The organism is Streptococcus mitis (genome assembly GCF_000960005.1).
Lineage (GTDB): Bacteria > Bacillota > Bacilli > Lactobacillales > Streptococcaceae > Streptococcus > Streptococcus mitis_CK.
In genome coordinates, this window is record NZ_JYGP01000001.1 from 199994 (window position 1) to 222135 (window position 22142).

At 40.2% G+C, this 22142-nt stretch carries 27 protein-coding genes; 26 read left to right on the forward strand and 1 reads right to left on the reverse strand.

Going from position 1 to position 22142, the window contains the following annotated elements; all coding sequences use genetic code 11:
- Nucleotides 1-221 precede the first annotated feature (221 nt).
- From TZ90_RS01015 to pcp, 3 genes are all read left to right on the forward strand, one after another.
- Nucleotides 222-647: a MarR family winged helix-turn-helix transcriptional regulator gene (locus tag TZ90_RS01015; protein WP_020903677.1), complete on the forward strand. Its 426-nt coding sequence runs from the start codon at nucleotides 222-224 to the stop codon at nucleotides 645-647.
- Nucleotides 648-657: 10 nt separating this feature from the next.
- Nucleotides 658-1020: a DUF1304 domain-containing protein gene (locus TZ90_RS01020; protein WP_020903678.1), complete on the forward strand. Its 363-nt coding sequence runs from the start codon at nucleotides 658-660 to the stop codon at nucleotides 1018-1020.
- Nucleotides 1021-1132: 112 nt separating this feature from the next.
- Nucleotides 1133-1777: a pyroglutamyl-peptidase I gene (pcp, locus tag TZ90_RS01025; protein ID WP_045610982.1), complete on the forward strand. Its 645-nt coding sequence runs from the start codon at nucleotides 1133-1135 to the stop codon at nucleotides 1775-1777.
- A gap of 25 nt (nucleotides 1778-1802) precedes the next feature.
- On the opposite strand, the gene TZ90_RS01030 is transcribed toward pcp, so the two are convergent.
- Nucleotides 1803-2660 carry a DUF975 family protein gene (locus TZ90_RS01030; RefSeq protein WP_020903679.1) on the reverse strand — a complete coding sequence of 286 codons (858 nt, stop codon included), beginning with the start codon at nucleotides 2658-2660 and terminating at the stop codon, nucleotides 1803-1805.
- Nucleotides 2661-2776: 116 nt separating this feature from the next.
- Here TZ90_RS01030 and tgt point away from each other — a divergent pair, with 116 nt between their 5' ends.
- The 23 genes from tgt to TZ90_RS01145 all read left to right on the forward strand — a co-directional run bounded on the left by tgt (nucleotide 2777) and on the right by TZ90_RS01145 (nucleotide 21941).
- Nucleotides 2777-3919 (forward strand): tRNA guanosine(34) transglycosylase Tgt, encoded by a 1143-nt coding sequence (tgt, locus tag TZ90_RS01035; RefSeq protein ID WP_001285237.1) that lies wholly within the window; start codon nucleotides 2777-2779, stop codon nucleotides 3917-3919.
- A 100-nt stretch (nucleotides 3920-4019) separates the two neighbouring features.
- Nucleotides 4020-5837, forward strand: coding sequence for an acyltransferase family protein (locus TZ90_RS01040; protein ID WP_045610983.1), 1818 nt, complete (start codon nucleotides 4020-4022; stop codon nucleotides 5835-5837).
- A gap of 151 nt (nucleotides 5838-5988) precedes the next feature.
- Nucleotides 5989-7140, forward strand: a complete 1152-nt coding sequence (gene nagA, locus TZ90_RS01045; RefSeq protein ID WP_001134550.1) for an N-acetylglucosamine-6-phosphate deacetylase — start codon at nucleotides 5989-5991, stop codon at nucleotides 7138-7140.
- Between the two features lie 168 nt (nucleotides 7141-7308).
- Nucleotides 7309-8367, forward strand: a complete 1059-nt coding sequence (locus tag TZ90_RS01050) for a zinc-dependent alcohol dehydrogenase family protein (RefSeq protein ID WP_045610985.1) — start codon at nucleotides 7309-7311, stop codon at nucleotides 8365-8367.
- Between the two features lie 151 nt (nucleotides 8368-8518).
- Nucleotides 8519-8884: a DUF1033 family protein gene (locus TZ90_RS01055; RefSeq protein ID WP_024056745.1), complete on the forward strand. Its 366-nt coding sequence runs from the start codon at nucleotides 8519-8521 to the stop codon at nucleotides 8882-8884.
- A gap of 76 nt (nucleotides 8885-8960) precedes the next feature.
- Nucleotides 8961-9902: a competence type IV pilus ATPase ComGA gene (comGA, locus tag TZ90_RS01060; RefSeq protein WP_045610987.1), complete on the forward strand. Its 942-nt coding sequence runs from the start codon at nucleotides 8961-8963 to the stop codon at nucleotides 9900-9902.
- The gene (gene comGB, locus TZ90_RS01065; RefSeq protein WP_080890699.1) at nucleotides 9823-10866 is read left to right on the forward strand and encodes a competence type IV pilus assembly protein ComGB; all 1044 of its coding nucleotides are present in this window, start codon (nucleotides 9823-9825) and stop codon (nucleotides 10864-10866) included. The genes comGA and comGB overlap by 80 nt, the downstream gene beginning before the upstream one ends.
- Nucleotide 10867: 1 nt before the next feature.
- Complete coding sequence (gene comGC / locus TZ90_RS01070; protein ID WP_045610991.1) at nucleotides 10868-11194, forward strand: competence type IV pilus major pilin ComGC; 327 nt, start codon at nucleotides 10868-10870, stop codon at nucleotides 11192-11194.
- A complete protein-coding gene (gene comGD, locus TZ90_RS01075) occupies nucleotides 11187-11591 on the forward strand; it encodes a competence type IV pilus minor pilin ComGD (RefSeq protein WP_045610992.1) in 405 nt (134 codons plus the stop codon). Before comGC ends, comGD begins: the two co-directional genes overlap by 8 nt.
- A complete protein-coding gene (comGE, locus tag TZ90_RS01080) occupies nucleotides 11554-11856 on the forward strand; it encodes a competence type IV pilus minor pilin ComGE (protein ID WP_255262223.1) in 303 nt (100 codons plus the stop codon). The genes comGD and comGE overlap by 38 nt, the downstream gene beginning before the upstream one ends.
- Nucleotides 11819-12280: a competence type IV pilus minor pilin ComGF gene (gene comGF / locus TZ90_RS01085; protein ID WP_000250512.1), complete on the forward strand. Its 462-nt coding sequence runs from the start codon at nucleotides 11819-11821 to the stop codon at nucleotides 12278-12280. The genes comGE and comGF overlap by 38 nt, the downstream gene beginning before the upstream one ends.
- Complete coding sequence (gene comGG, locus TZ90_RS01090; protein ID WP_000265640.1) at nucleotides 12258-12671, forward strand: competence type IV pilus minor pilin ComGG; 414 nt, start codon at nucleotides 12258-12260, stop codon at nucleotides 12669-12671. Before comGF ends, comGG begins: the two co-directional genes overlap by 23 nt.
- A 32-nt stretch (nucleotides 12672-12703) precedes the next feature.
- A complete protein-coding gene (locus TZ90_RS01095) occupies nucleotides 12704-13291 on the forward strand; it encodes a class I SAM-dependent methyltransferase (RefSeq protein ID WP_045610995.1) in 588 nt (195 codons plus the stop codon).
- Between the two features lie 60 nt (nucleotides 13292-13351).
- Nucleotides 13352-14305, forward strand: coding sequence for a class I SAM-dependent methyltransferase (locus TZ90_RS01100; RefSeq protein WP_045610997.1), 954 nt, complete (start codon nucleotides 13352-13354; stop codon nucleotides 14303-14305).
- Nucleotides 14306-14355: 50 nt separating this feature from the next.
- A complete protein-coding gene (locus tag TZ90_RS01105; RefSeq protein ID WP_033684718.1) occupies nucleotides 14356-15546 on the forward strand; it encodes an acetate kinase in 1191 nt (396 codons plus the stop codon).
- A 149-nt stretch (nucleotides 15547-15695) separates the two neighbouring features.
- Nucleotides 15696-16067, forward strand: coding sequence for a ribonuclease P protein component (gene rnpA / locus TZ90_RS01110; protein ID WP_045610998.1), 372 nt, complete (start codon nucleotides 15696-15698; stop codon nucleotides 16065-16067).
- Entirely contained in the window at nucleotides 16042-16866 is an 825-nt protein-coding gene (locus TZ90_RS01115) for a membrane protein insertase YidC (RefSeq protein WP_200893270.1), read from the forward strand. The genes rnpA and TZ90_RS01115 overlap by 26 nt, the downstream gene beginning before the upstream one ends.
- Before the next feature lie 17 nt (nucleotides 16867-16883).
- Nucleotides 16884-17873, forward strand: coding sequence for an RNA-binding cell elongation regulator Jag/EloR (jag, locus tag TZ90_RS01120; RefSeq protein ID WP_045611000.1), 990 nt, complete (start codon nucleotides 16884-16886; stop codon nucleotides 17871-17873).
- Nucleotides 17874-17923: 50 nt separating this feature from the next.
- Nucleotides 17924-18547: a hypothetical protein gene (locus TZ90_RS01125; RefSeq protein WP_045611002.1), complete on the forward strand. Its 624-nt coding sequence runs from the start codon at nucleotides 17924-17926 to the stop codon at nucleotides 18545-18547.
- A 115-nt stretch (nucleotides 18548-18662) separates the two neighbouring features.
- Nucleotides 18663-20639, forward strand: a complete 1977-nt coding sequence (gene tkt, locus TZ90_RS01130; RefSeq protein ID WP_045611004.1) for a transketolase — start codon at nucleotides 18663-18665, stop codon at nucleotides 20637-20639.
- A gap of 115 nt (nucleotides 20640-20754) precedes the next feature.
- A complete protein-coding gene (yajC, locus tag TZ90_RS01135; RefSeq protein WP_001069289.1) occupies nucleotides 20755-21054 on the forward strand; it encodes a preprotein translocase subunit YajC in 300 nt (99 codons plus the stop codon).
- Nucleotides 21055-21100: 46 nt separating this feature from the next.
- Entirely contained in the window at nucleotides 21101-21544 is a 444-nt protein-coding gene (locus TZ90_RS01140; RefSeq protein WP_000737456.1) for a low molecular weight protein-tyrosine-phosphatase, read from the forward strand.
- Complete coding sequence (locus TZ90_RS01145; RefSeq protein WP_000429319.1) at nucleotides 21531-21941, forward strand: MORN repeat-containing protein; 411 nt, start codon at nucleotides 21531-21533, stop codon at nucleotides 21939-21941. The genes TZ90_RS01140 and TZ90_RS01145 overlap by 14 nt, the downstream gene beginning before the upstream one ends.
- Nucleotides 21942-22142: the final 201 nt, after the last annotated feature.

Consider the following 22142-nt stretch of genomic DNA (forward strand, 5'->3'; position numbering starts at 1 on the left):
TCTCTTCAAATCACGTCAGTTTTATATGCAACCTCAAAGCTGTACTTTGAGCAACCTACGGATAGCTTCCTAGTTTGCTCTTTAACTTTCATTGAGTATCAATATGAATGGAAAATGGAAGTTACCATTTTGTAATGATTGAAGCAACATTCTTGCAATCAATTTTACTTTATAACACAATTGATTAGTCAACTATTGATAAATCAAGATAGGAGAAAGAAATGATAGAGATTCAAGATCTGCTTTATCAACTCCGCTTGTCTGAGCAAGCGAGTACGCAATTGTTTGAAAAAAGACTTGGGATTAGTTTGACACGGTATCAGATTTTACTGTTTTTGCTGAAGCATTCCCCTTGTAATCAAATAGCGGTTCAGGAGCGTTTGAAGATTGATCAGGCTGCTTTGACCCGACATTTCAAAATTCTGGAAAAGGAAGGTTTGGTGGAGCGTCATCGTAATCCTGAAAATCAGCGGGAAGTGTTGGTAGAGGCTACGAAGTATGCCAAGGAGCAGTTAGTGGTGAATCCCCCTCTGAAGCATATCAAGGTTAAGGAAGAGATGGAAAGTATCTTAACAGAATCTGAAAAAACAGAACTCAACCGTTTATTAAATAAATTGGTTTTGTGGATTGAGAATATAGAAATTTAAGGAGAAATAGATGTCAATTATTACAATCATTTTAGCAACGATTGTTGCTTTGGAGCATTTTTACATTTTTTATTTGGAAAGTATTGCAACGCAATCAGATGCAACCAGTCGTGTCTTTAACATGGAAAAGGAAGAACTGGCTCGTCCGTCTGTAAGGTCATTGTTTAAAAATCAAGGGATTTATAATGCTCTACTAGGAGTCTTTCTCTTGTATGGGATTTATTTCTCACAGAATTTAGAAATTGTGACTATTTTTGTCTTATTTGTGATTGGGGCTGCGGCTTATGGCTCTCTTACAGCAGATAAGAAAATTATTTTGAAGCAAGGTGGACCAGCTATTTTAGCCTTGATTAGCATTTTCCTTTTTAAATAAATTTGAAGGTCGATTCTAATCTCGCTAATCCTTTTCAATCCAGAATAAGGGAAATATGTTATACTTGTTTTTAAGAAAATAGTTTCATTAAATTGGTTTTGAGGAGTTAGAAATGAAAGTATTAGTGACAGGTTTTGAGCCCTTTGGAGGGGAGAAGGTAAATCCAGCCTTGGAGGCCGTTAAAGGTTTACCAGCTGAAATCCATGGCGCTGAGGTCCGTTGGCTAGAAGTGCCGACAGTCTTTCACAAATCGGCCCAAGTATTGGAAGAAGAGATAAACCGTTATCAACCTGACTTTGTCCTTTGTATTGGCCAAGCAGGTGGAAGATCTAGTTTGACGCCTGAACGAGTGGCCATTAATCAAGACGATGCACGCATCCCGGATAACGAAGGTAATCAACCGATTGACCTTCCCATTCGCCCAGATGGTGCTCCGGCCTACTTTAGTAGTTTGCCGATTAAAGCGATGGTTCAAGCTATAAAAAAAGAGGGATTGCCGGCCTCTGTTTCCAATACGGCAGGTACTTTTGTCTGCAATCATTTGATGTATCAGGCCCTCTATTTGGTAGAAAAAAAATTTCCACATGTTAAGGCAGGTTTTATGCATATTCCTTATATGATGGAACAGGTGGTGAATCGACCGACTACTCCAGCTATGAGTTTAGTGGATATTAGGCGAGGGATAGAAGCGGCAATCGGGGCTATTATAGAACATGGAGATCAGGATCTCAAGTTGGTAGGCGGAGAAACTCATTGATAGAAAAAAGCTTGAGGGGAAACCTTCAAGCTTTTGGACGTTTTCGAGCCAGTACTGCCCGGTAGAAAATTATTTTATTGATTTGAATGTAGGGTAGGAGTGAGAAACTAGCAATTCCAAAAGTAATCCAATTGAGGAAGTACCAAGGAAGGAGTTGTAGGTCTAGAATAAAGCGCTGAAATTTGTAGCCTTTCATCAGGAAACGGCTGGTTTTTAGGATTTGTCCTGGTTTAGCTTGTCCTAAGTCTAGGGTATCACAGAGGAGAAATTCTACCTGCGAATAGGCATAGTATTGTGGGATATAGAGACTATTTCCGACAATCATCAAGAGGATACTTGCTAGAAAGTAAAGACCAAAGGTCATGAGGAAACGCTCAGTTTCAATTGACGTGAGATCCAGATTGGGAAACTCAGGATGAAGAACTACGAATTTCTTTGCTAGAAAGCTACTGTAAAAAAGAAAGTAAATTCCAAGCAAACTAGGAATACTCCATAAGAAGAGATAGAAACGTTTGAGGAGAAGAGTCAAAAAGGTTTGTGAAAAGTGCTCTTCTTTAAATAGAGTGAGACTATTTTTGACGGATAGTTCTGTATCAGGATTCTTGATGAGTTTCAGTGTTGTATAGACTGAACTGGTTAGAAGTATTGTTCCGATAAAGGAGACTAATAGAGGAAAAAGGTAGGCTTGGAATACATGACCAAACACGCTTAAAAAGGGTTGTTCTAAAACACTCTCGTTGATGCGCTCTAAGGGATTGAGGAAGCCAGACAAGATGACCAGCATGCTAGGTAAGAGATAGACGAGAAAGAGGCGGGGATTTTCAGCCTGAAATTGTCTAGCTTGCAGACGAACAGTTTTTAAATCAATTTTTCGGTATTTCATTCTCTCATTATACCATAGTTCGTGACAGTTCCTACTTTTTTTGATAAAATCATACAGTATGCCCTTGGGCACAAAGTATGAACTGGGACTGTCTTTCCCAGCTTCGGAGGTAAAAAATGTCAGATTCACCAATCAAATATCGTTTGATTAAGAAAGAAAAACACACGGGAGCTCGTCTGGGAGAAATCATCACACCCCATGGTACCTTCCCAACACCTATGTTTATGCCAGTTGGGACACAAGCCACTGTCAAAACTCAGTCGCCTGAAGAATTGAAGGAAATGGGGTCGGGAATTATCCTGTCAAACACCTATCATCTCTGGCTTCGTCCTGGAGATGAACTCATTGCACGCGCAGGCGGTCTCCATAAGTTCATGAATTGGGACCAGCCTATTTTGACAGATAGTGGTGGTTTTCAGGTTTATTCCTTAGCAGATAGTCGCAATATCACAGAAGAAGGGGTAACTTTTAAAAACCATCTCAATGGTTCTAAGATGTTCTTGTCCCCAGAAAAAGCCATCTCTATTCAGAACAATCTGGGTTCAGATATCATGATGTCCTTTGACGAATGTCCCCAGTTTTATCAACCATACGACTACGTTAAGAAATCAATCGAGCGTACCAGTCGTTGGGCTGAGCGTGGTTTGAAGGCTCACCGTCGTCCGCATGACCAAGGGTTATTTGGGATTGTGCAGGGGGCTGGATTTGAAGACCTTCGTCGACAATCGGCTCATGACCTTGTCAGCATGGACTTCCCAGGCTACTCTATCGGTGGTTTGGCAGTGGGAGAAACCCACGAAGAGATGAATGCTGTCTTGGACTTCACAACCCAACTGCTTCCTGAAAATAAACCTCGTTATCTGATGGGTGTGGGAGCGCCAGATAGCTTGATTGATGGGGTGATTCGTGGGGTGGATATGTTTGATTGTGTCTTGCCGACTCGTATCGCTCGTAATGGGACTTGTATGACCAGTCAAGGTCGTTTGGTTGTAAAAAATGCTCAGTTTGCTGAGGACTTTACGCCACTGGATCCTGAGTGTGATTGCTACACATGTAAGAACTATACACGCGCTTATCTTCGTCACCTGCTCAAGGCTGATGAAACCTTTGGTATCCGCTTGACTAGCTACCACAATCTTTACTTCTTGCTTAACCTGATGAAGCAAGTGCGACAAGCCATCATGGATGACAATCTCTTAGAATTCCGTGAGTATTTTGTAGAAAAATATGGCTATAATAAGTCAGGCCGTAATTTTTAAACTGGAATAGATATAAGCTAAAAATCCTAAGTTTTCTCTTGGGATTTTTCTTCTTTTTTTGATAGAATAAAGTGTACAATGAAAGGGAGAATAAACTCGTATGCGTATTAAATGGTTTTCCTTGATTAGGATTACAGGTTTACTTTTGGTACTCTTGTATCATTTCTTTCAGACGATCTTTCCTGGAGGATTTTTCGGGGTAGATGTCTTTTTTACATTTTCAGGTTTCCTGATTACAGCTCTACTTATCGAAGAATTTTCTAAAAATCATGAAATTGATTTGGTTGGATTTTTTAGGAGACGCTTTTATCGTATCGTACCACCTGTGGTTTTGATGGTCTTGGTAACCATGCCCTTTACCTTTCTAGTTCGCCAAGATTATGTGGCTGGAATTGGGGGTCAAATTGCGGGTGTCTTAGGCTTCATGACCAACTTCTATGAACTTCTAACAGGAGGAAGTTATGAATCTCAGTTCATTCCTCATTTGTTTGTTCATAATTGGAGCTTGGCTGTTGAGGTTCACTACTATATCCTCTGGGGCTTGGCAGTTTGGTTCTTATCCAAACAGGCTAAATCAAATGGTCAGTTGAAGGGAATGGTCTTTCTCTTGTCTGCTGCTGCCTTCTTGATCAGCTTCTTCTCTATGTTTATTGGTAGTTTTCTAGTAACTTCTTATTCTTCTGTTTACTTCTCCAGTTTAACTCATATCTATCCATTCTTTTTGGGAAGTGTGTTAGCAACTATCGTAGGCGTTCGTCAGACGACTTCCCTAGTTAAGCAATTGGATAAAATCTGGGATTTACGCAAGACCCTTTTGGTTTTTGGAGGAGGTTTTGGATTCTTACTCATTTTGACCTTCTTTGTCAAATTTACCTATCTCTTTGCCTATCTTATGGGCTTCTTGCTTGCCAGCCTTGCAGCCCTTGCTATGATTCTGGCGGCGCGTGTCTTACATGAAAAGACTCCTAACATGCAGGAGCCAAAGATTATCAGCTTTTTAGCGGATACTAGCTATGCGGTTTATCTTTTCCATTGGCCTTTCTATATTATTTTCTCACAGTTGACATCAAATCTTCTTGCTGTGTTACTGACTTTGATTTGTTCTTATGGATTCGCCAGTCTTTCATTTTATGTGTTGGAACCTTGGATTGCAGGAAAGAACACACCTGTTTTACAAACCCTTCGTCCCCTGCCTCATATTCACACAATCCTTGCAGCAAGTACAGGAATCTTGGCCTTCATTGTCTTCTTAGTAACTCTGTTGGCACCACAAGTGGGAGCTTTTGAGACAGACTTAACTGTCAATGGCTTGAAGCAAGCTGCAACAAATATTAACCAGACCAAGGTGATGACAGAACGAGCAGAGGCTGATAGTTTAGGAATTGCTGATGGCACTATGTTAATTGGTGATTCGGTAGCACTAAGAGCTAATACAGCTCTGCAGATAGCCCTTCCTGGAGCACAGATTAACGCACAAGTCAGCAGAACAACCAAGACTGCCAATGAAATCATGCTCAACAATAGCCAGAATAAATTTCTACCAAAGATGGTGGTTATTGCAACAGGGGTAAATAATCCTGAAAATTATAAGGAAGATTGGGATAGTATCGTGAAAAATCTTCCTAAGGGGCACCATATGGTTTTAGTGACTCCTTATGAAGGAGATAAGACAAAAGAGACCTATGCAATCGTTGAGAAGGCGGCTGCCTATATGAGAGAATTGGCAGAGAAGACTCCTTACATCACGATAGCAGATTGGAATCAAGCTGCTAAGGAACATCCAGAAATTTGGACTGGGACAGACCAAGTCCATTTTGGAAGTGACAATAGTAAAATTGAAGCAGGAGCTAAATTGTATGCAGATATCATTGCTGCAGCCTTGCAAACAGCTCAAGACAAGCCGGTCAAATCAAAATAACTTGTATTAAAAAGAGAAGAGTTGGAGAAATCCAGCTCTTTTAAAATATATCTAGAAAACAGGTCTATACCATTTACAAATGAATCAGAAAGGTTTATAATGTAATTGACATAATAAATATCAAAAGTAATCTTTTAAGGAGGTCATTATTATGCCTAATTACGTTAAAGCGGATCAGTTTTTCTATCCATTTGGCATTCGTCGCGGTGGGTACTTAGAACTTGTTGATGGCAAATTTGGGAAACATGTGGATCAAATTCCTGAAGGAGCAGAGGTTCTTGACTATACTGGTTATAGCATTGCACCAGGTCTTGTGGATACTCATATTCATGGATATGCAGGTGTAGATGTGATGGACAACAACATTGAAGGTACATTGCATACTATGAGTGAAGGACTTCTTAGTACCGGTGTTACCAGTTTCTTGCCCACAACTTTAACAGCCACTTATGAGCAATTGCTTGCAGTCACTGAAAATCTTGGAAACCATTATAAAGAAGCAACAGGTGCTAAGATTCGTGGGATTTATTATGAAGGTCCATATTTCACAGAAACTTTTAAGGGGGCACAAAATCCAACTTATATGAGAGACCCGGGTGTTGAGGAGTTTCATTCTTGGCAGGATGCTGCAAAAGGGATGCTAAATAAAATCGCTATTGCACCAGAACGTGATGGGGTGGAAGATTTTGTACGTACTATTACAGGTGAAGGTGTGACAGTTGCACTTGGACACTCAGATGCGACATTTGAACAAGCTAAGAAGGCAGTTGATGCTGGAGCTAGTGTATGGGTACATGCCTATAATGGGATGCGTGGTTTAACACACCGCGAACTAGGTATGGTAGGAGCTATGTATGAGCTCCCACATACTTACGCAGAATTGATTTGTGATGGTTATCACGTAGATCCAAAAGCTTGTGAGATTTTACTTAAGCAAAAGGGGACAGAAAACATCGCTCTTATTACGGACTGTATGACAGCTGGTGGGCTTGAAGACGGTGACTATATGTTGGGAGAATTCCCTGTTGTAGTAGCAAATGGAACTGCACGTCTCAAATCTACTGGTAATTTGGCAGGTTCTATCCTCAAACTTAAAGATGGTATGAGAAATGTAGTCGAGTGGGGTATTGCAAATCCACACGAAGCGGTCATGATGGCTAGCCTTAACCCAGCAAAATCTGTTAATATTGACGATGTCTGTGGACAAATTCGTGAAGGTTATGATGCAGATTTTATTGTTTTAGACAAAGATTTGGAATTGGTAGCTACGTATCTAGATGGTGTGAAACGTTATCAAGCATAAGAGAGAAGGCAGAAGTTAGTGACTAGCTTCTGCTTTTTTATCTATATTACTTTACCGGTAAATAAAAAAGTTAAAAAAATCACAAAAAATCTTGAACAAACAAATAAAAAGGCTTACAATTATATTATAAATTATAAATAGTACAAATAAAAAAAGGAGGAGTGCTTTATGAAAGCCTATACTTATGTTAAACCAGGACTTGCTTCTTTTGTTGATGTAGACAAACCAGTTATATGCAAGCCAACAGATGCTATTGTGCGTATCGTAAAAACTACTATTTGTGGAACAGACCTCCATATTATCAAAGGGGATGTTCCCGCTTGCCAAAGTGGTACCATTCTTGGTCACGAAGGGATTGGGATTGTTGAAGAAGTTGGAGAAGGAGTTTCTAATTTCAAAAAAGGCGACAAGGTTTTGATTTCTTGTGTCTGTGCCTGTGGTAAATGCTACTACTGTAAAAAAGGAATTTATGCCCACTGTGAAGACGAAGGGGGCTGGATTTTCGGTCACTTGATTGATGGTATGCAGGCGGAGTATCTACGTGTCCCTCATGCTGATAATACTCTTTACCATACTCCAGAAGACTTGTCAGACGAAGCTTTGGTTATGCTATCAGACATTCTGCCTACTGGATATGAAATTGGTGTCTTAAAAGGGAAAGTAGAGCCTGGTTGCAGCGTAGCCATTATTGGTTCAGGTCCAGTTGGTTTAGCAGCTCTTTTGACAGCTCAATTCTATTCACCAGCTAAATTGATTATGGTGGACTTAGACGATAACCGCTTGGAAACTGCTGTATCATTTGGTGCGACTCACAAGGTTAATTCTTCAGACCCTGAAAAAGCCATTAAAGAAATTTATGATTTGACAGATGGCCGTGGTGTAGATGTCGCTATCGAAGCTGTTGGTATTCCTGCAACATTTGATTTCTGTCAAAAGATTATCGGTGTAGACGGAACGGTTGCAAACTGTGGTGTACATGGTAAACCAGTTGAATTCGATTTGGACAAACTTTGGATTCGCAACATCAATGTAACAACTGGTTTGGTATCTACAAATACAACTCCACAATTGTTGAAAGCTCTTGAAAGTCATAAGATTGAACCAGAAAAATTGGTAACCCATTATTTCAAACTCAGTGAAATTGAAAAAGCTTATGAAGTCTTCAGTAAGGCAGCAGACCACCATGCCATCAAGGTCATTATTGAAAACGATATCTCAGAAGCTTAGGTAGTAAAAAGATTTTGGAACACAAGCAAATAGAAATTCAGTCATCCATCAGATGACTGGATTTTTTATCAAAAAATTAAGAAATGAGCATATTTCTTTCCTTGTCTGGCGGAATTAGTTATAATATACGATACAAAGGAATTGAATGAATATGTATCGTGTTATAGAAATGTATGGAGATTTTGAACCCTGGTGGTTCTTAGAAGGTTGGGAAGAAGATATTGTAGCAAGTAAGAAATTTGACCAGTATTATGATGCTCTCAAATACTATAAAACTTGCTGGTTTAAATTGGAACAAGAATCCCCTCTTTATAAAAGTAGAAGTGACTTGATGACCATTTTCTGGGATCCGGAAGACCAACGCTGGTGTGATGAATGTGATGACTATTTACAACAATACCATTCTTTGGCTCTTTTGCAGGATGAGCAGGTTATCCCAGATGAAAAATTACGTCCAGGCTATGAAAAACAAACAGGTAAGGAAAGGCACCGTTCTTGCCGTATGAAATTAAGATAGAGAAAAAGTAACTTTTTTGGAGTTGCTTTTTTTATTTTCCCAAATCTTTGCGAATAGTATAGGTGAGGAGGTAAGTATGGTTCAAGAAATTGCACAAGAAATCATTCGTTCGGCCCGGAAAAAAGGGGCACAAGACATTTATTTTGTCCCCAAGTTAGACGCCTATGAGCTTCATATGAGGGTAGGAGACGAGCGCTGTAAAATCGGTTGTTATGATTTTGAAAAATTTGCGGCCGTCATCAGTCACTTTAAGTTTGTGGCGGGTATGAATGTTGGAGAAAAGCGACGTAGTCAACTTGGTTCCTGTGATTATGAATATGACCAGAAGATGGCGTCCCTACGTTTATCTACTGTAGGCGATTATCGAGGGCATGAGAGTTTAGTTATTCGCTTGTTGCATGATGAGGAGCAGGATTTGCATTTTTGGTTTCAGGATATTGGAGAACTGGGTAAGCAGTACAGGCAACGTGGTCTCTATCTCTTTGCTGGCCCAGTCGGCAGTGGCAAGACAACCTTAATGCATGAATTAGCTAAGTCCCTTTTTAAGGGGCAACAGGTTATGTCCATCGAAGATCCTGTCGAAATCAAGCAGGACGACATGCTCCAGTTGCAGTTGAATGAGGCGATTGGGCTAACCTATGAAAATCTTATCAAGCTTTCCTTACGTCATCGTCCTGATCTCTTGATTATCGGAGAAATTCGGGACAGCGAGACGGCGCGTGCAGTAGTTAAAGCTAGTTTGACAGGTGCGACAGTCTTTTCAACCATTCATGCCAAGAGTATTCGAGGTGTTTATGAGCGCCTGTTGGAGTTGGGTGTGAGTGAGGAGGAATTGGCAGTCGTTCTGCAGGGAGTCTGCTATCAGAGATTAATCGGGGGAGGAGGAATCGTTGACTTTGCAAACAAAGACTATCAAGAACACCAGCCAACTAGCTGGAATGAACAGATTGACCAACTTCTTAAAGACGGACATATCACAAGTCTTCAGGCTGAAACGGAAAAAATTAGCTACAGCTAAGCAAAAAAATATCATCACCTTGTTTAACAATCTCTTTTCCAGCGGTTTTCATCTGGTGGAGACCATCTCCTTTTTAGATAGGAGTGCATTATTGGACAAGCAGTGTGTGACCCAGATGCGCACGGGCTTGTCTCAGGGGAAATCATTCTCAGAAATGATGGAAAGTTTAGGTTTTTCAAGTGCCATTGTCACTCAGTTATCCCTAGCTGAAGTCCATGGGAATCTTCACCTGAGTTTGGGAAAGATAGAAGAGTATCTAGATAATCTGGCCAAGGTCAAGAAAAAACTAATTGAGGTAGCGACCTATCCCTTGATTTTGCTGGGTTTTCTTCTTTTAATCATGCTGGGGCTACGGAACTACCTACTACCACAACTGGATAGTAGCAATATTGCCACTCAAATCATTGGCAATCTACCACAAATTTTTCTAGTAATGGTAGGGTTTGTTTCAGTAGGTGTCCTTTTAGCACTAACTTTTTATAAAAGAAGTTCTAAGATGCGCGTCTTTTCTATCTTAGCACGCCTTCCCTTTCTTGGAATCTTTGTGCAGACCTATTTGACAGCCTATTATGCGCGTGAGTGGGGGAATATGATTTCGCAGGGAATGGAGCTGACGCAGATTTTTCAGATCATGCAGGAACAAGGTTCCCAACTCTTTAAAGAAATCGGTCGAGACCTAGCTCAATCCTTACAAAATGGTTGCGAATTTTCTCAAACCATAGAAACCTATCCTTTCTTTAAAAAGGAGTTGAGTCTCATTATCGAGTATGGGGAAGTCAAGTCCAAGCTGGGTAGTGAGTTGGAAATCTATGCTGAAAAAACTTGGGAAGCTTTTTTTACCCGAGTCAACCGCACCATGAATTTGGTGCAGCCACTGGTTTTTATCTTTGTGGCCCTGATTATCGTTTTACTTTATGCGGCAATGCTCATGCCCATGTATCAAAATATGGAGGTAAATTTCTAAAATGAAAAAAATCAAGACAAATTTAAAAAAAGCTAAGGTTCAAGCCTTCACTCTGGTAGAAATGTTAGTTGTCCTTTTAATCATCAGCGTGCTTCTATTACTCTTTGTACCTAATCTGACCAAGCAAAAAGAAGCAGTCAACGACAAAGGAAAAGCTGCTGTTGTTAAGGTGGTGGAAAGCCAGGCAGAGCTTTATAGCTTAGATAAAAATGAAGATGCTAGCCTAAGTAAGTTACAAGCAGATGGGCGAATCACAGAAGAACAGGCTAAAGCTTATAATGAATACTATGCTAAAAATGGAGGAACAAATCGTAAAGTCAATGATTAAGGCCTTTACCATGCTGGAAAGTCTCTTGGTTTTGGGACTTGTAACTATGATTGCCTTGGGTTTGTCCGGTTCTGTCCAGTCCACTTTTGCAGCGGTAGAGGAGCAGATTTTCTTTATGGAGTTTGAAGAACTGTATCGGGAAACCCAAAAACGCAGTGTAGCTAGTCAGCAAAAGACTAGTCTAAACTTAGCTGGGCAAACGATCAGTAATGGCAGTCAAAAGTTGACAGTTCCTAAAGGAATTCAGGCACCATCAGGCCAAAGTATCACATTTGACCGAGCTGGGGGCAATTCGTCCCTGGCTAAGGTTGAATTTCAGACCGGTAAAGGAACGATTCGTTATCAATTATATCTAGGAAATGGAAAAATTAAACGCATTAAGGAAACAAAAAATTAGGGCAGTGATTTTACTGGAAGCAGTCGTCGCTCTAGCTATCTTTGCCAGCATTGCGACCCTTCTTTTGGGACAAATTCAGAAAAATAGGCAAGAAGAAGCAAAAATCTTGCAAAAGGAAGAAATCTTGAGGGTAGCTAAGATGGCCTTGCAGACAGGTCAAAATCAGGTAAAGATAAACGGAGTTGAGATTCAGGTGTTTTCTAGTGAAAAGGGATTGGAGGTCTACCATGGTTCAGAACAGTTGTTGGCTATCAAAGAGCCATAAGGTCAAGGCTTTTACCTTGTTGGAATCCCTTATTGCTCTTATTGTTATCAGTGGAAGCTTACTCCTCTTTCAAGCCATGAGTCAGCTCCTCATTTCAGAAGTTCGCTACCAGCAGCAAAGCGAGCAAAAGGAGTGGCTCCTGTTTGTGGACCAGTTGGAGGCAGAATTAGACCGTTCGCAGTTCGAAAAAATAGAAGGTAATCGCATTTATATGAAGCAGGATGGCAAGGATATCTCTATTGGTAAGTTAAAATCGGATGATTTTCGGAAAACTGATGCCAGTGGACGAGGTTATCAGCCTATGGTTTATGGTCTCAAATCTGCGCAGATTACAGAGGATAATCAACTGGTTCGCTTTCGTTTTCAGTTCCAAAAAGGCTTAGAAAGGGAGTTCATCTATCGTGTGGAAAAAGCAAAAAGTTAAGGCGGGTGTTCTCATCTATGCAGTCACTATAGCAGCCATCTTTAGTCTTTTGTTACAATTTTACTTGAACAGACAAGTCGCCCACTATCAAGACTATGCTTTGAATAAAGAAAAGCTGATTGCTTTTGCCATGGCCAAGCGAACTAAAGGTAAGGTTGAGCAAGAAAGTGGGGAACAGGCCTTTAATCTGGGTCAGGTGAGCTATCAAAATAAGAAAACAAGCTTGGTGACAAGGGTTCGTACACCTAAGAGCCAATATGAGTTCATCTTTCCTTCCGTCAAACTCAAAGAAGAGAAAACAGCTAAAAAGGAAAAGGTAGTGACTGATTCAAGTAATCAAGCAGAGAAGAAAAAATCAGAAGAGAAAGTTGAAAAGAAAGAGAATTCCTAGCCAATCAAGCTACTTTGTGCTAAACTAAAAATATGAAACATGATTTTAACCACAAAGCAGAAACTTTCGATTCCCCTAAAAATATCTTCCTTGCAAACTTGGTTTGTCAAGCAGTCAAGAAACAGATTGATCTTCTATCAGACAAAGAAATTTTGGATTTTGGTGGAGGGACGGGTCTGTTAACCTTGCCCCTAGCCAAGCAGGCCAAGTCTGTAACATTGGTGGATATTTCGGAGAAAATGCTGGAGCAAGCTCGTTTGAAAGCAGAGCAGCAAGACATCAAGAATATCCAGTTTCTGGAGCAAGATTTACTGGCAAATCCCTTGGAGCAAGAGTTTGATCTCATTGTTGTTTGTCGTGTTCTTCATCATATGCCTGATTTGGATGAGGCTCTCTCACTGTTTCATCAACATCTGAGAGAAAACGGACAACTCCTCATTGCTGATTTTACCAAGACAGAAGCTAACCATCATGGATTTGAATTGCCTGAACTGGAAAACAAGCTAGCCCAGTTTGGTTTTTCATCTGTGTATAGTCAGATCCTCTATAGCGCTGAAGACCTGTTTCAAGGAAATTACTCAGAACTCTTTTTAACAGTAGCCCAAAAATCACTCGCCTAGTCAGGGAGTGATTTTTCTATAAGGATGGAAAAAAGAAGGGAAATTTGATAAGATAGGAATATGGATTTTGAAAAAATTGAACAAGCTTATACCTATTTACTAGAGAATGTCCAAGTCATTCAAAGTGATTTGGCGACCAACTTTTATGACGCCCTGGTGGAGCAAAATAGCATCTATCTGGATGGTGAAACTGAGCTAGAGCAGGTCAAGGAAAACAATCAGGCCCTTAAACGCTTAGCGCTACGCAAAGAAGAATGGCTCAAGACCTACCAGTTTCTCTTGATGAAGGCTGGGCAGACAGAGCCCCTACAGGCCAATCACCAGTTTACACCAGATGCCATTGCTTTACTTTTGGTGTTTATTGTGGAAGAGTTGTTTAAAGAAGAGGAAATCACTATCCTCGAAATGGGTTCCGGGATGGGAATTCTGGGCGCTACTTTCTTGACCTCGCTTGATAAAAAGGTGGATTACTTGGGAATGGAAGTGGATGATTTGCTGATTGATTTGGCGGCTAGTATGGCAGATGTAATTGGTTTGCAGGCTGGCTTTGTCCAAGGAGATGCCGTTCGTCCACAAATGCTCAAAGAAAGCGACGTGGTCATCAGCGACTTGCCTGTCGGCTATTATCCTGATGATGCCGTTGCGTCGCATCATCAAGTTGCTTCTAGCCAAGAACATACTTACGCCCATCACTTGCTCATGGAACAAGGACTTAAGTATCTCAAGTCAGATGGATACGCTATTTTTCTCGCTCCGAGTGATTTGTTGACCAGCCCTCAAAGTGACTTTTTGAAAGGCTGGTTGAAAGAGGAGGCAAGTTTGACTGCCATGATTAGTTTGCCTGAAAATCTCTTTGCTAATGCTAAACAATCTAAGACTATTTTTATCCTACAGAAGAAAAATGAAATAGCAGTAGAGCCTTTTGTTTATCCACTTTCTAGCTTGCAAGATGCAAGTGTTTTAATGAAATTTAAAGAAAATTTTCAAAAATGGACTCAAGGTACTGAAATATAAAATAGATTTTGTTATAATAGATGAAAACGCTTAAAAAGGGGTATCATGTTATGACAAAAACAATTGCAATCAATGCGGGAAGTTCAAGTTTGAAATGGCAACTTTATCAAATGCCAGAGGAAAAAGTTCTTGCTAAAGGTTTAATTGAACGGATTGGTTTGAAAGATTCTATTTCAACTGTAAAATTTGATGGCCGTTCTGAACAACAAATTTTGGATATCGAAAATCACACACAAGCTGTTAAAATCTTATTGGATGATTTGATTCGTTTCGATATTATCAAGGCTTATGATGAGATTACAGGTGTTGGACACCGTGTTGTTGCCGGTGGAGAATATTTCAAAGAATCAACAGTCGTTGAGGGAGATGTTTTAGAAAAAGTTGAAGAGTTGAGCTTGTTGGCTCCTCTCCACAATCCAGCCAATGCAGCAGGTGTTCGTGCCTTCAAGGAATTGTTGCCAGACATTACCAGTGTAGTTGTTTTTGATACTTCATTCCACACAACTATGCCAGAGAAAGCTTATCGCTACCCTCTACCAACAAAATATTACACAGAAAACAAGGTTCGTAAATATGGTGCCCACGGTACAAGTCACCAGTTTGTAGCAGGAGAAGCAGCAAAACTCTTGGGCCGTCCATTAGAGGACTTGAAATTGATTACTTGCCACATCGGTAATGGTGCTTCTATTACAGCTGTTAAGGGTGGTCAATCTGTTGATACTTCAATGGGATTCACTCCACTTGGTGGTGTGATGATGGGAACACGTACAGGAGATATTGACCCAGCTATCATTCCTTACTTAATGCAATATACAGAGGACTTTAACACGCCTGAAGACATTAGTCACGTTCTTAATCGTGAATCAGGACTGATGGGGGTTTCAGGTAAATCTAGTGATATGCGTGATGTGATTGCTGCTATGGAAGAAGGGGATCATGATGCCACTTTGGCTTATGAAATGTATGTTGATCGTATCCAAAAACATATCGGTCAATACCTTGCAGTCTTAAATGGAGCAGATGCTATTATCTTCACAGCAGGTATTGGTGAAAATGCTGCAAATGTGCGTGAAGATGTTATCTCAGGTATCTCTTGGTTTGGTTGTGATGTTGACCCAGAAAAGAACGTCTTTGGTGTGACAGGAGACATCTCAACAGATGCAGCTAAAATCCGTGTATTGGTTATTCCAACAGATGAAGAGCTAGTTATTGCCCGTGACGTTGAGCGCTTGAAAAAATAACTAAAATCAGAAAAAATATTCAGTACAAGGAGTTGGGAAAGAGATTTTTCCAGCTTCTTTTTCTGATGGAAATGTCCAAAACCTTGCTATGATTGGCTTTTTTGAAAAATATGGTATAATAGTAGTAATTTAATAGATGGAGTTGAGTTTTGAAGAAAAACTTTCGTGTAAAAAGAGAGAAAGATTTTAAGGCGATTTTTAAGGAGGGGACAAGTTTTGCCAATCGCAAGTTTGTTGTCTACCAACTAGAAAATCAGAAAAACCATTTTCGAGTAGGTCTATCAGTTAGCAAAAAACTGGGGAATGCCGTCACTAGAAATCAAATTAAGCGACGGATTCGGCATATTATCCAGAATGCAAAAGGGAGTCTGGCAGAAGATGTCGATTTTGTTGTCATTGCTCGAAAAGGGGTCGAAATCTTGGGATACGCAGAGATGGAGAAAAATCTACTCCACGTATTAAAATTATCAAAGATTTACCAGGAAGGAAATGGGAGTGAAAAAGAAACTACAGTTGACTAGTTTGCTAGGACTGTCTCTATTGATCATGACAGCATGTGCAACAAATGGGGCAACTAGCGATATCACAGCCGATTCGGCTGATTTTTGGAGTAAATTTGTTTACTTCTTTGCGGAAATTATTCGCTTTTTGTCGTTTGATATCAGTATCGGAGTGGGGATTATCCTCTTTACGGTCTTGATTCGTACAGTTCTCTTGCCAGTCTTTCAAGTGCAAATGGTGGCTTCTAGAAAAATGCAGGAAGCTCAACCACGTATTAAAGCGCTTCGAGAACAATATCCGGGTCGAGATATGGAAAGCAGAACCAAGCTAGAGCAGGAAATGCGTAAAGTCTTTAAAGAAATGGGTGTCAGACAGTCAGATTCTCTTTGGCCGATTTTGATTCAGATGCCGGTTATCTTGGCCTTGTTCCAAGCTCTATCAAGAGTTGACTTTTTAAAGACAGGTCATTTCTTATGGATTAACCTTGGTGGTGTGGATACAACCCTTGTTCTTCCGATTTTAGCAGCTGTATTTACCTTTTTAAGTACTTGGCTGTCTAATAAAGCCTTGTCTGAACGTAATGGCGCTACGACTGCGATGATGTATGGGATTCCAGTCTTAATTTTTATCTTTGCAGTTTATGCACCAGGTGGAGTTGCCCTCTACTGGACAGTGTCCAACGCTTATCAAGTCTTGCAAACCTATTTCTTGAACAATCCATTCAAGATTATTGCAGAGCGCGAGGCCGTAGTACAGGCACAAAAAGATTTGGAAAATAGAAAAAGAAAAGCCAAGAAAAAGGCTCAGAAAACGAAATAATAAGGAGGGATCTGGTAATGGTAGTATTTACGGGTTCAACTGTTGAAGAAGCAATCCAGAAAGGATTGAAAGAATTAGATATTCCAAGAATGAAGGCTCACATCAAAGTCATTTCTCGTGAAAAAAATGGATTTCTTGGTTTATTTGGTAAAAAACCAGCCCAAGTTGACATTGAAGCTATTAGTGAAACAACGGTCATTAAAGCTAATCAGCAGGCTGTCAAGGGTGTTCCTAAAGAAATTAATGAACAAAATGAACCGGTCAAAACAGTCAGTGAAGCAACCGTTGATTTGGGTCATGTTGTAGAAGCAATTAAAAAGATTGAAGAAGAAGGCCAAGGGGTTTCTGATGAAGTCAAGGCTGAAATCTTGAAAAATGAAAAACATGCAAGCACTATCTTAGAAGAAACTGGGCATATTGAGATTTTAAATGAATTACAGCTTGAAGAAGCTGGTTTCGGAGAAGAAGTAGAAACTCCTATTGTCGAGACTCAAGCTGAACAAACTGAAAGTCAAGAATTAGAAGATCTGGGCTTAAAAGTTGAACCGAGTTTTGACATTGAACAAGTAGCTACGGAAGTCACGACTTATGTCCAAACAATCATTGATGATATGGACGTTGAGGCGACGATTTCAAATGATTATAACCGTCGTAGCATCAATTTACAAATTGATACCAATGAGCCAGGTCGTATTATCGGTTACCATGGTAAAGTTTTGAAGGCCTTACAACTATTGGCTCAAAATTATCTTTACAACCGCTATTCAAGAACCTTCTACATTACTATTAATGTCAATGATTACGTTGAACATCGTGCAGAAGTCTTGCAGACCTATGCTCAAAAATTGGCGACTCGTGTTTTAGAAGAAGGACGTAGTCATCAAACAGATCCTATGTCAAATAGCGAACGCAAGATTATCCATCGCATTATTTCACGTATGGATGGCGTGACTAGTTACTCTGAGGGTGATGAGCCAAATCGCTATGTAGTTGTAGATACAGAATAAACAAAATCAGGGTTCTCCTGATTTTTTGCTAGCTGGAGGAGATTAAATTAATGTTGAATAAGATAAGAGACTATCTAGACTTTGCTGGTTTGCAGTACCGTAATCCTGATAAGGCGGGAGCAGAGCGAGAGAAAATGCTGGCATTTCGCCACAAAGGTCAAGAGGCCAGAAAGGCTTTTACAGAGCTAGCCAAAGCCTTTCAAGCAAGCCATCCAGAATGGCAACTCCAACAGACTAGCCAGTGGATGAACCAAGAGCAGTGTTTGCGACCACATTTCTGGGTCTATCTACAGAGAGACGGACAAGTGACAGAGCCTATGCTAGCCTTACGTTTGTACGGGAATCCTTCTGATTTTGGTGTTTCCCTAGAAGTCAGTTTCATCGAGCGCAAGAAATATGAGCAAACTCTAGGCAAGCAGGCCAAGGTTTTAGAAATTCCACCAGTAGAAGGTGTTTATTACTTAGTCTACTCAAATGGAGAAAGTCATAAGATGGAGGCTACTGAGGAAAATCGTCAGGTTTTAGTCGAGAAGGTAGGAAGTCAAGAAATCCGAAAAGTGTTAGTTAAAGCAGATGTTTCTTTTATAGAAAATCAATCATTAGAAGTGATTTTAGAAAAATTAGAAGATGCTTATGAACGCTTACTTCCCTACTATCAGGCGACTAGAGGATAGCAAATAGAATACTTATTTACGTCGAATTGTTTAATTGCTATTCTATGTATTTTTTCATATAATAGTAAAATAGAATGTGTGATTCAATCATCACCTCAAATAGAAAGGAAATTCTATGTCAAATCTATCTGTTAATGCAATTCGTTTCCTAGGTATTGACGCCATTAATAAAGCCAACTCAGGTCATCCAGGTGTGGTTATGGGAGCGGCTCCGATGGCTTATAGCCTCTTTACAAAACAACTTCGTATCAATCCAGCTCAACCAAACTGGATTAACCGTGACCGTTTTATTCTTTCAGCTGGTCATGGTTCAATGCTTCTATATGCCCTTCTTCATCTTTCTGGTTTTGAAGATGTTAGCATGGATGAGATCAAGAGCTTCCGCCAATGGGGTTCAAAAACACCAGGTCACCCAGAATTTGGCCATACAGCAGGGATTGATGCTACAACAGGTCCTCTAGGACAAGGGATTTCAACTGCCACTGGTTTTGCCCAAGCAGAACGTTTCTTGGCGGCCAAATATAACCGCGAAGGCTACAATATCTTTGACCACTATACTTACGTTATCTGTGGAGACGGAGACTTGATGGAAGGTGTTTCAAGCGAGGCGGCTTCATACGCAGGCTTGCAAAAACTAGACAAGTTGGTTGTTCTTTATGATTCAAATGACATCAACTTGGATGGTGAGACAAAGGATTCCTTTACAGAAAGTGTTCGTGACCGTTACAATGCTTACGGTTGGCATACAGCCTTGGTTGAAGATGGAACAGACTTGGAAGCAATCCATGCTGCTATTGAAGCGGCTAAAGCTTCAGGCAAACCATCTTTGATTGAAGTGAAGACTGTTATTGGATACGGTTCTCCAAACAAACAAGGAACTAATGCTGTACACGGTGCTCCTCTTGGAGCAGATGAAACTGCAGCAACTCGCCAAGCACTTGGTTGGGACTACGAGCCGTTTGAAATCCCAGAACAAGTATATGCTGATTTCAAAGAACATGTTGCAGACCGTGGTGCATCAGCTTATCAAACTTGGACTAAATTAGTTGCTGACTATAAAGAGGCTCATCCAGAACTGGCTGCAGAAGTAGAAGCCATCATCGATGGACGTGATCCAGTTGAAGTGACTCCAGCAGACTTCCCAGCATTAGAAAATGGCTTCTCTCAAGCAACTCGTAACTCGAGTCAGGATGCTTTGAACGTTGTGGCAGCTAAGTTACCAACCTTCTTAGGTGGATCAGCTGACCTAGCTCACTCAAACATGACTTATATCAAGACTGACGGACTTCAAGACGATACTAATCGCTTGAACCGTAACATTCAGTTTGGTGTTCGTGAATTTGCAATGGGAACTATCTTGAACGGGATGGCCCTTCACGGTGGACTTCGTGTATACGGTGGAACTTTCTTCGTCTTCTCTGACTATGTGAAGGCAGCTGTTCGCTTGTCAGCCTTACAAGGACTTCCTGTGACTTATGTCTTTACCCACGATTCAATCGCAGTCGGGGAAGATGGCCCAACGCACGAACCAGTTGAACACTTAGCAGGTCTTCGTGCTATGCCAAATCTAAATGTTTTCCGTCCAGCAGATGCGCGTGAAACGCAAGCGGCTTGGTACCTTGCAGTGACAAGTGAAAAAACACCAACTGCCCTTGTCTTGACACGTCAAAACTTGACTGTTGAAGAAGGAACAGACTTCGACAAGGTTGCAAAAGGTGCCTATGTTGTCTATGAAAATGCATCAGACTTTGATACCATCTTGATTGCGACAGGTTCAGAGGTTAATCTTGCTGTCTCAGCTGCCAAAGAATTGGCTAGTCAAGGTGCAAAAGTCCGCGTAGTCAGCATGCCATCTACAGATGTCTTTGATAAACAAGATGTGGCTTACAAGGAAGAAATTCTTCCAAATGAAGTTCGCCGTCGTGTTGCAGTCGAAATGGGTGCAACTCAAAACTGGTACAAATATGTTGGTCTTGATGGTGCCGTTCTAGGTATTGATACCTTCGGAGCCTCTGCCCCAGCACCAAAAGTATTGGCAGAATATGGCTTTACTGTAGAAAATCTTGTAAAAGTCGTTCAAGACTTGAAATAATCCTAAGAATCAGAGCGTAAGCTCTGGTTTTTCTTACTAGAAAAGCAGGTACAATCTTGTAAAAGTAGCTGAAATTTGATATAGTAGTCCTATGTAAAAGACAAAGGAGAATACAATGAATCCAAATTATACATTTTTAATTATGCTTGTAGCGATGTTGGGCTTGATGTTCTTTATGCAACGCTCTCAAAAGAAACAAGCACAAAAACGTATGGAAAGCTTAAATAAACTACAAAAAGGCTATGAAGTGATTACAATCGGTGGACTTTACGGAACAGTCGATGAAGTAGATACTGAGAAGAGAACGATTGTTCTTGATGTAGATGGAGTTTACTTGACTTTTGAACTAGCTGCTATCAAGACTGTATTACCGCTGAAAGAAACAGCTTCACTAGAAGGCGCAATTGAAAAATAAGACGGGATTACTAACTCCCGTTTTTCTATAAAAGAAAGGAAATGGGATGAAAAAATTAGTCTTTGTCTGTCTAGGAAATATTTGCCGCAGTCCTATGGCCGAGTTTGTTATGAAATCAATGACAGATAATTATGAAATCCAAAGTCGAGCGACTTCTTCTTGGGAACATGGCAATTCGATTCATAAGGGAACTCAAGGGATTTTTCAACAGTATGAGATTCCTTACGACAAAACCAAAACATCGCTTCAGATTAGTAAGGAAGATTTTGAAGCCTTTGATTATATTATCGGAATGGATGCTTCAAATGTTTCTGACTTACGTCAGATGTGTCCAGTAGACTGTCAAGATAAGATTTACTCATTTGCATCTGAAAGTGTTCCAGATCCTTGGTATACAGGAGATTTTGAGGAAACCTATCAGCGTGTTCAAGAGGGTTGTCAAGCATGGTTAGAACGTTTAGAGAAGGAGAGTGAAGATGGAAAATCTTAAGAATTTTTACGAAAAGTATCGTGTCTATCTGACTCGTCAACGTTTAGAGCTTTTGGCAGTAGTTACGATTGTTTTTTGTGCTGTGCTCGTCTTTTTTCTAAATATTCCCGGAAAAGGTGTTCTAAAGCTTGATAATGGAACCATTGTTTACGATGGCAGTCTTGTACGTGGTAAAATGAATGGACAAGGTACCATTACCTTCCAAAATGGAGACCAGTATACTGGTGGTTTCAACAATGGAGCCTTCAACGGAAAAGGTACCTTTCAATCTAAAGAAGGCTGGACCTACGAAGGTGATTTTGTAAATGGTCAGGCTGAAGGAAAAGGGAAACTAACAACAGAACAAGAAGTTGTTTATGAAGGGACTTTTAAACAAGGCGTTTTTCAACAAAAATAAAGCCTCCTTATCAAAGGAGGTATTGTTAGCATCTAAAAGTAAGCGCTTACTAGAAAATCTATCTCTTTCCAAGTCCCTTTTCCAAGTAAGTTTGTGAAATAAAAAATATTTGAAATTAATTTCACAAACTCTAAATAAAAAATTTGATAAGTAAAGAGAATAAGAAAAAATTCACAAACAATAAAAAATTCTTTGTGAAAT

Excerpts from the sequence above, each read along its gene's own strand:
- TZ90_RS01105 (WP_033684718.1), top strand. The coding sequence starts at position 14,356 with ATGACAAAAACAATTGCAATCAATGCGGGAAGTTCAAGTTTGAAATGG.
- comGC (WP_045610991.1), top strand. The coding sequence starts at position 10,868 with ATGAAAAAAATCAAGACAAATTTAAAAAAAGCTAAGGTTCAAGCCTTC.
- TZ90_RS01030 (WP_020903679.1), bottom strand. The coding sequence starts at position 2,660 with ATGAAATACCGAAAAATTGATTTAAAAACTGTTCGTCTGCAAGCTAGA.
- comGF (WP_000250512.1), top strand. The coding sequence starts at position 11,819 with ATGGTTCAGAACAGTTGTTGGCTATCAAAGAGCCATAAGGTCAAGGCT.
- tgt (WP_001285237.1), top strand. The coding sequence starts at position 2,777 with ATGTCAGATTCACCAATCAAATATCGTTTGATTAAGAAAGAAAAACAC.
- comGD (WP_045610992.1), top strand. The coding sequence starts at position 11,187 with ATGATTAAGGCCTTTACCATGCTGGAAAGTCTCTTGGTTTTGGGACTT.
- TZ90_RS01055 (WP_024056745.1), top strand. The coding sequence starts at position 8,519 with ATGTATCGTGTTATAGAAATGTATGGAGATTTTGAACCCTGGTGGTTC.
- TZ90_RS01050 (WP_045610985.1), top strand. The coding sequence starts at position 7,309 with ATGAAAGCCTATACTTATGTTAAACCAGGACTTGCTTCTTTTGTTGAT.
- comGE (WP_255262223.1), top strand. The coding sequence starts at position 11,554 with ATGGAAAAATTAAACGCATTAAGGAAACAAAAAATTAGGGCAGTGATT.
- TZ90_RS01145 (WP_000429319.1), top strand. The coding sequence starts at position 21,531 with ATGGAAAATCTTAAGAATTTTTACGAAAAGTATCGTGTCTATCTGACT.
- TZ90_RS01095 (WP_045610995.1), top strand. The coding sequence starts at position 12,704 with ATGAAACATGATTTTAACCACAAAGCAGAAACTTTCGATTCCCCTAAA.
- pcp (WP_045610982.1), top strand. The coding sequence starts at position 1,133 with ATGAAAGTATTAGTGACAGGTTTTGAGCCCTTTGGAGGGGAGAAGGTA.
- TZ90_RS01040 (WP_045610983.1), top strand. The coding sequence starts at position 4,020 with ATGCGTATTAAATGGTTTTCCTTGATTAGGATTACAGGTTTACTTTTG.
- comGA (WP_045610987.1), top strand. The coding sequence starts at position 8,961 with ATGGTTCAAGAAATTGCACAAGAAATCATTCGTTCGGCCCGGAAAAAA.
- comGB (WP_080890699.1), top strand. The coding sequence starts at position 9,823 with ATGAACAGATTGACCAACTTCTTAAAGACGGACATATCACAAGTCTTC.
- TZ90_RS01015 (WP_020903677.1), top strand. The coding sequence starts at position 222 with ATGATAGAGATTCAAGATCTGCTTTATCAACTCCGCTTGTCTGAGCAA.
- jag (WP_045611000.1), top strand. The coding sequence starts at position 16,884 with ATGGTAGTATTTACGGGTTCAACTGTTGAAGAAGCAATCCAGAAAGGA.
- TZ90_RS01100 (WP_045610997.1), top strand. The coding sequence starts at position 13,352 with ATGGATTTTGAAAAAATTGAACAAGCTTATACCTATTTACTAGAGAAT.
- yajC (WP_001069289.1), top strand. The coding sequence starts at position 20,755 with ATGAATCCAAATTATACATTTTTAATTATGCTTGTAGCGATGTTGGGC.
- tkt (WP_045611004.1), top strand. The coding sequence starts at position 18,663 with ATGTCAAATCTATCTGTTAATGCAATTCGTTTCCTAGGTATTGACGCC.
- TZ90_RS01140 (WP_000737456.1), top strand. The coding sequence starts at position 21,101 with ATGAAAAAATTAGTCTTTGTCTGTCTAGGAAATATTTGCCGCAGTCCT.
- TZ90_RS01125 (WP_045611002.1), top strand. The coding sequence starts at position 17,924 with ATGTTGAATAAGATAAGAGACTATCTAGACTTTGCTGGTTTGCAGTAC.
- TZ90_RS01020 (WP_020903678.1), top strand. The coding sequence starts at position 658 with ATGTCAATTATTACAATCATTTTAGCAACGATTGTTGCTTTGGAGCAT.
- nagA (WP_001134550.1), top strand. The coding sequence starts at position 5,989 with ATGCCTAATTACGTTAAAGCGGATCAGTTTTTCTATCCATTTGGCATT.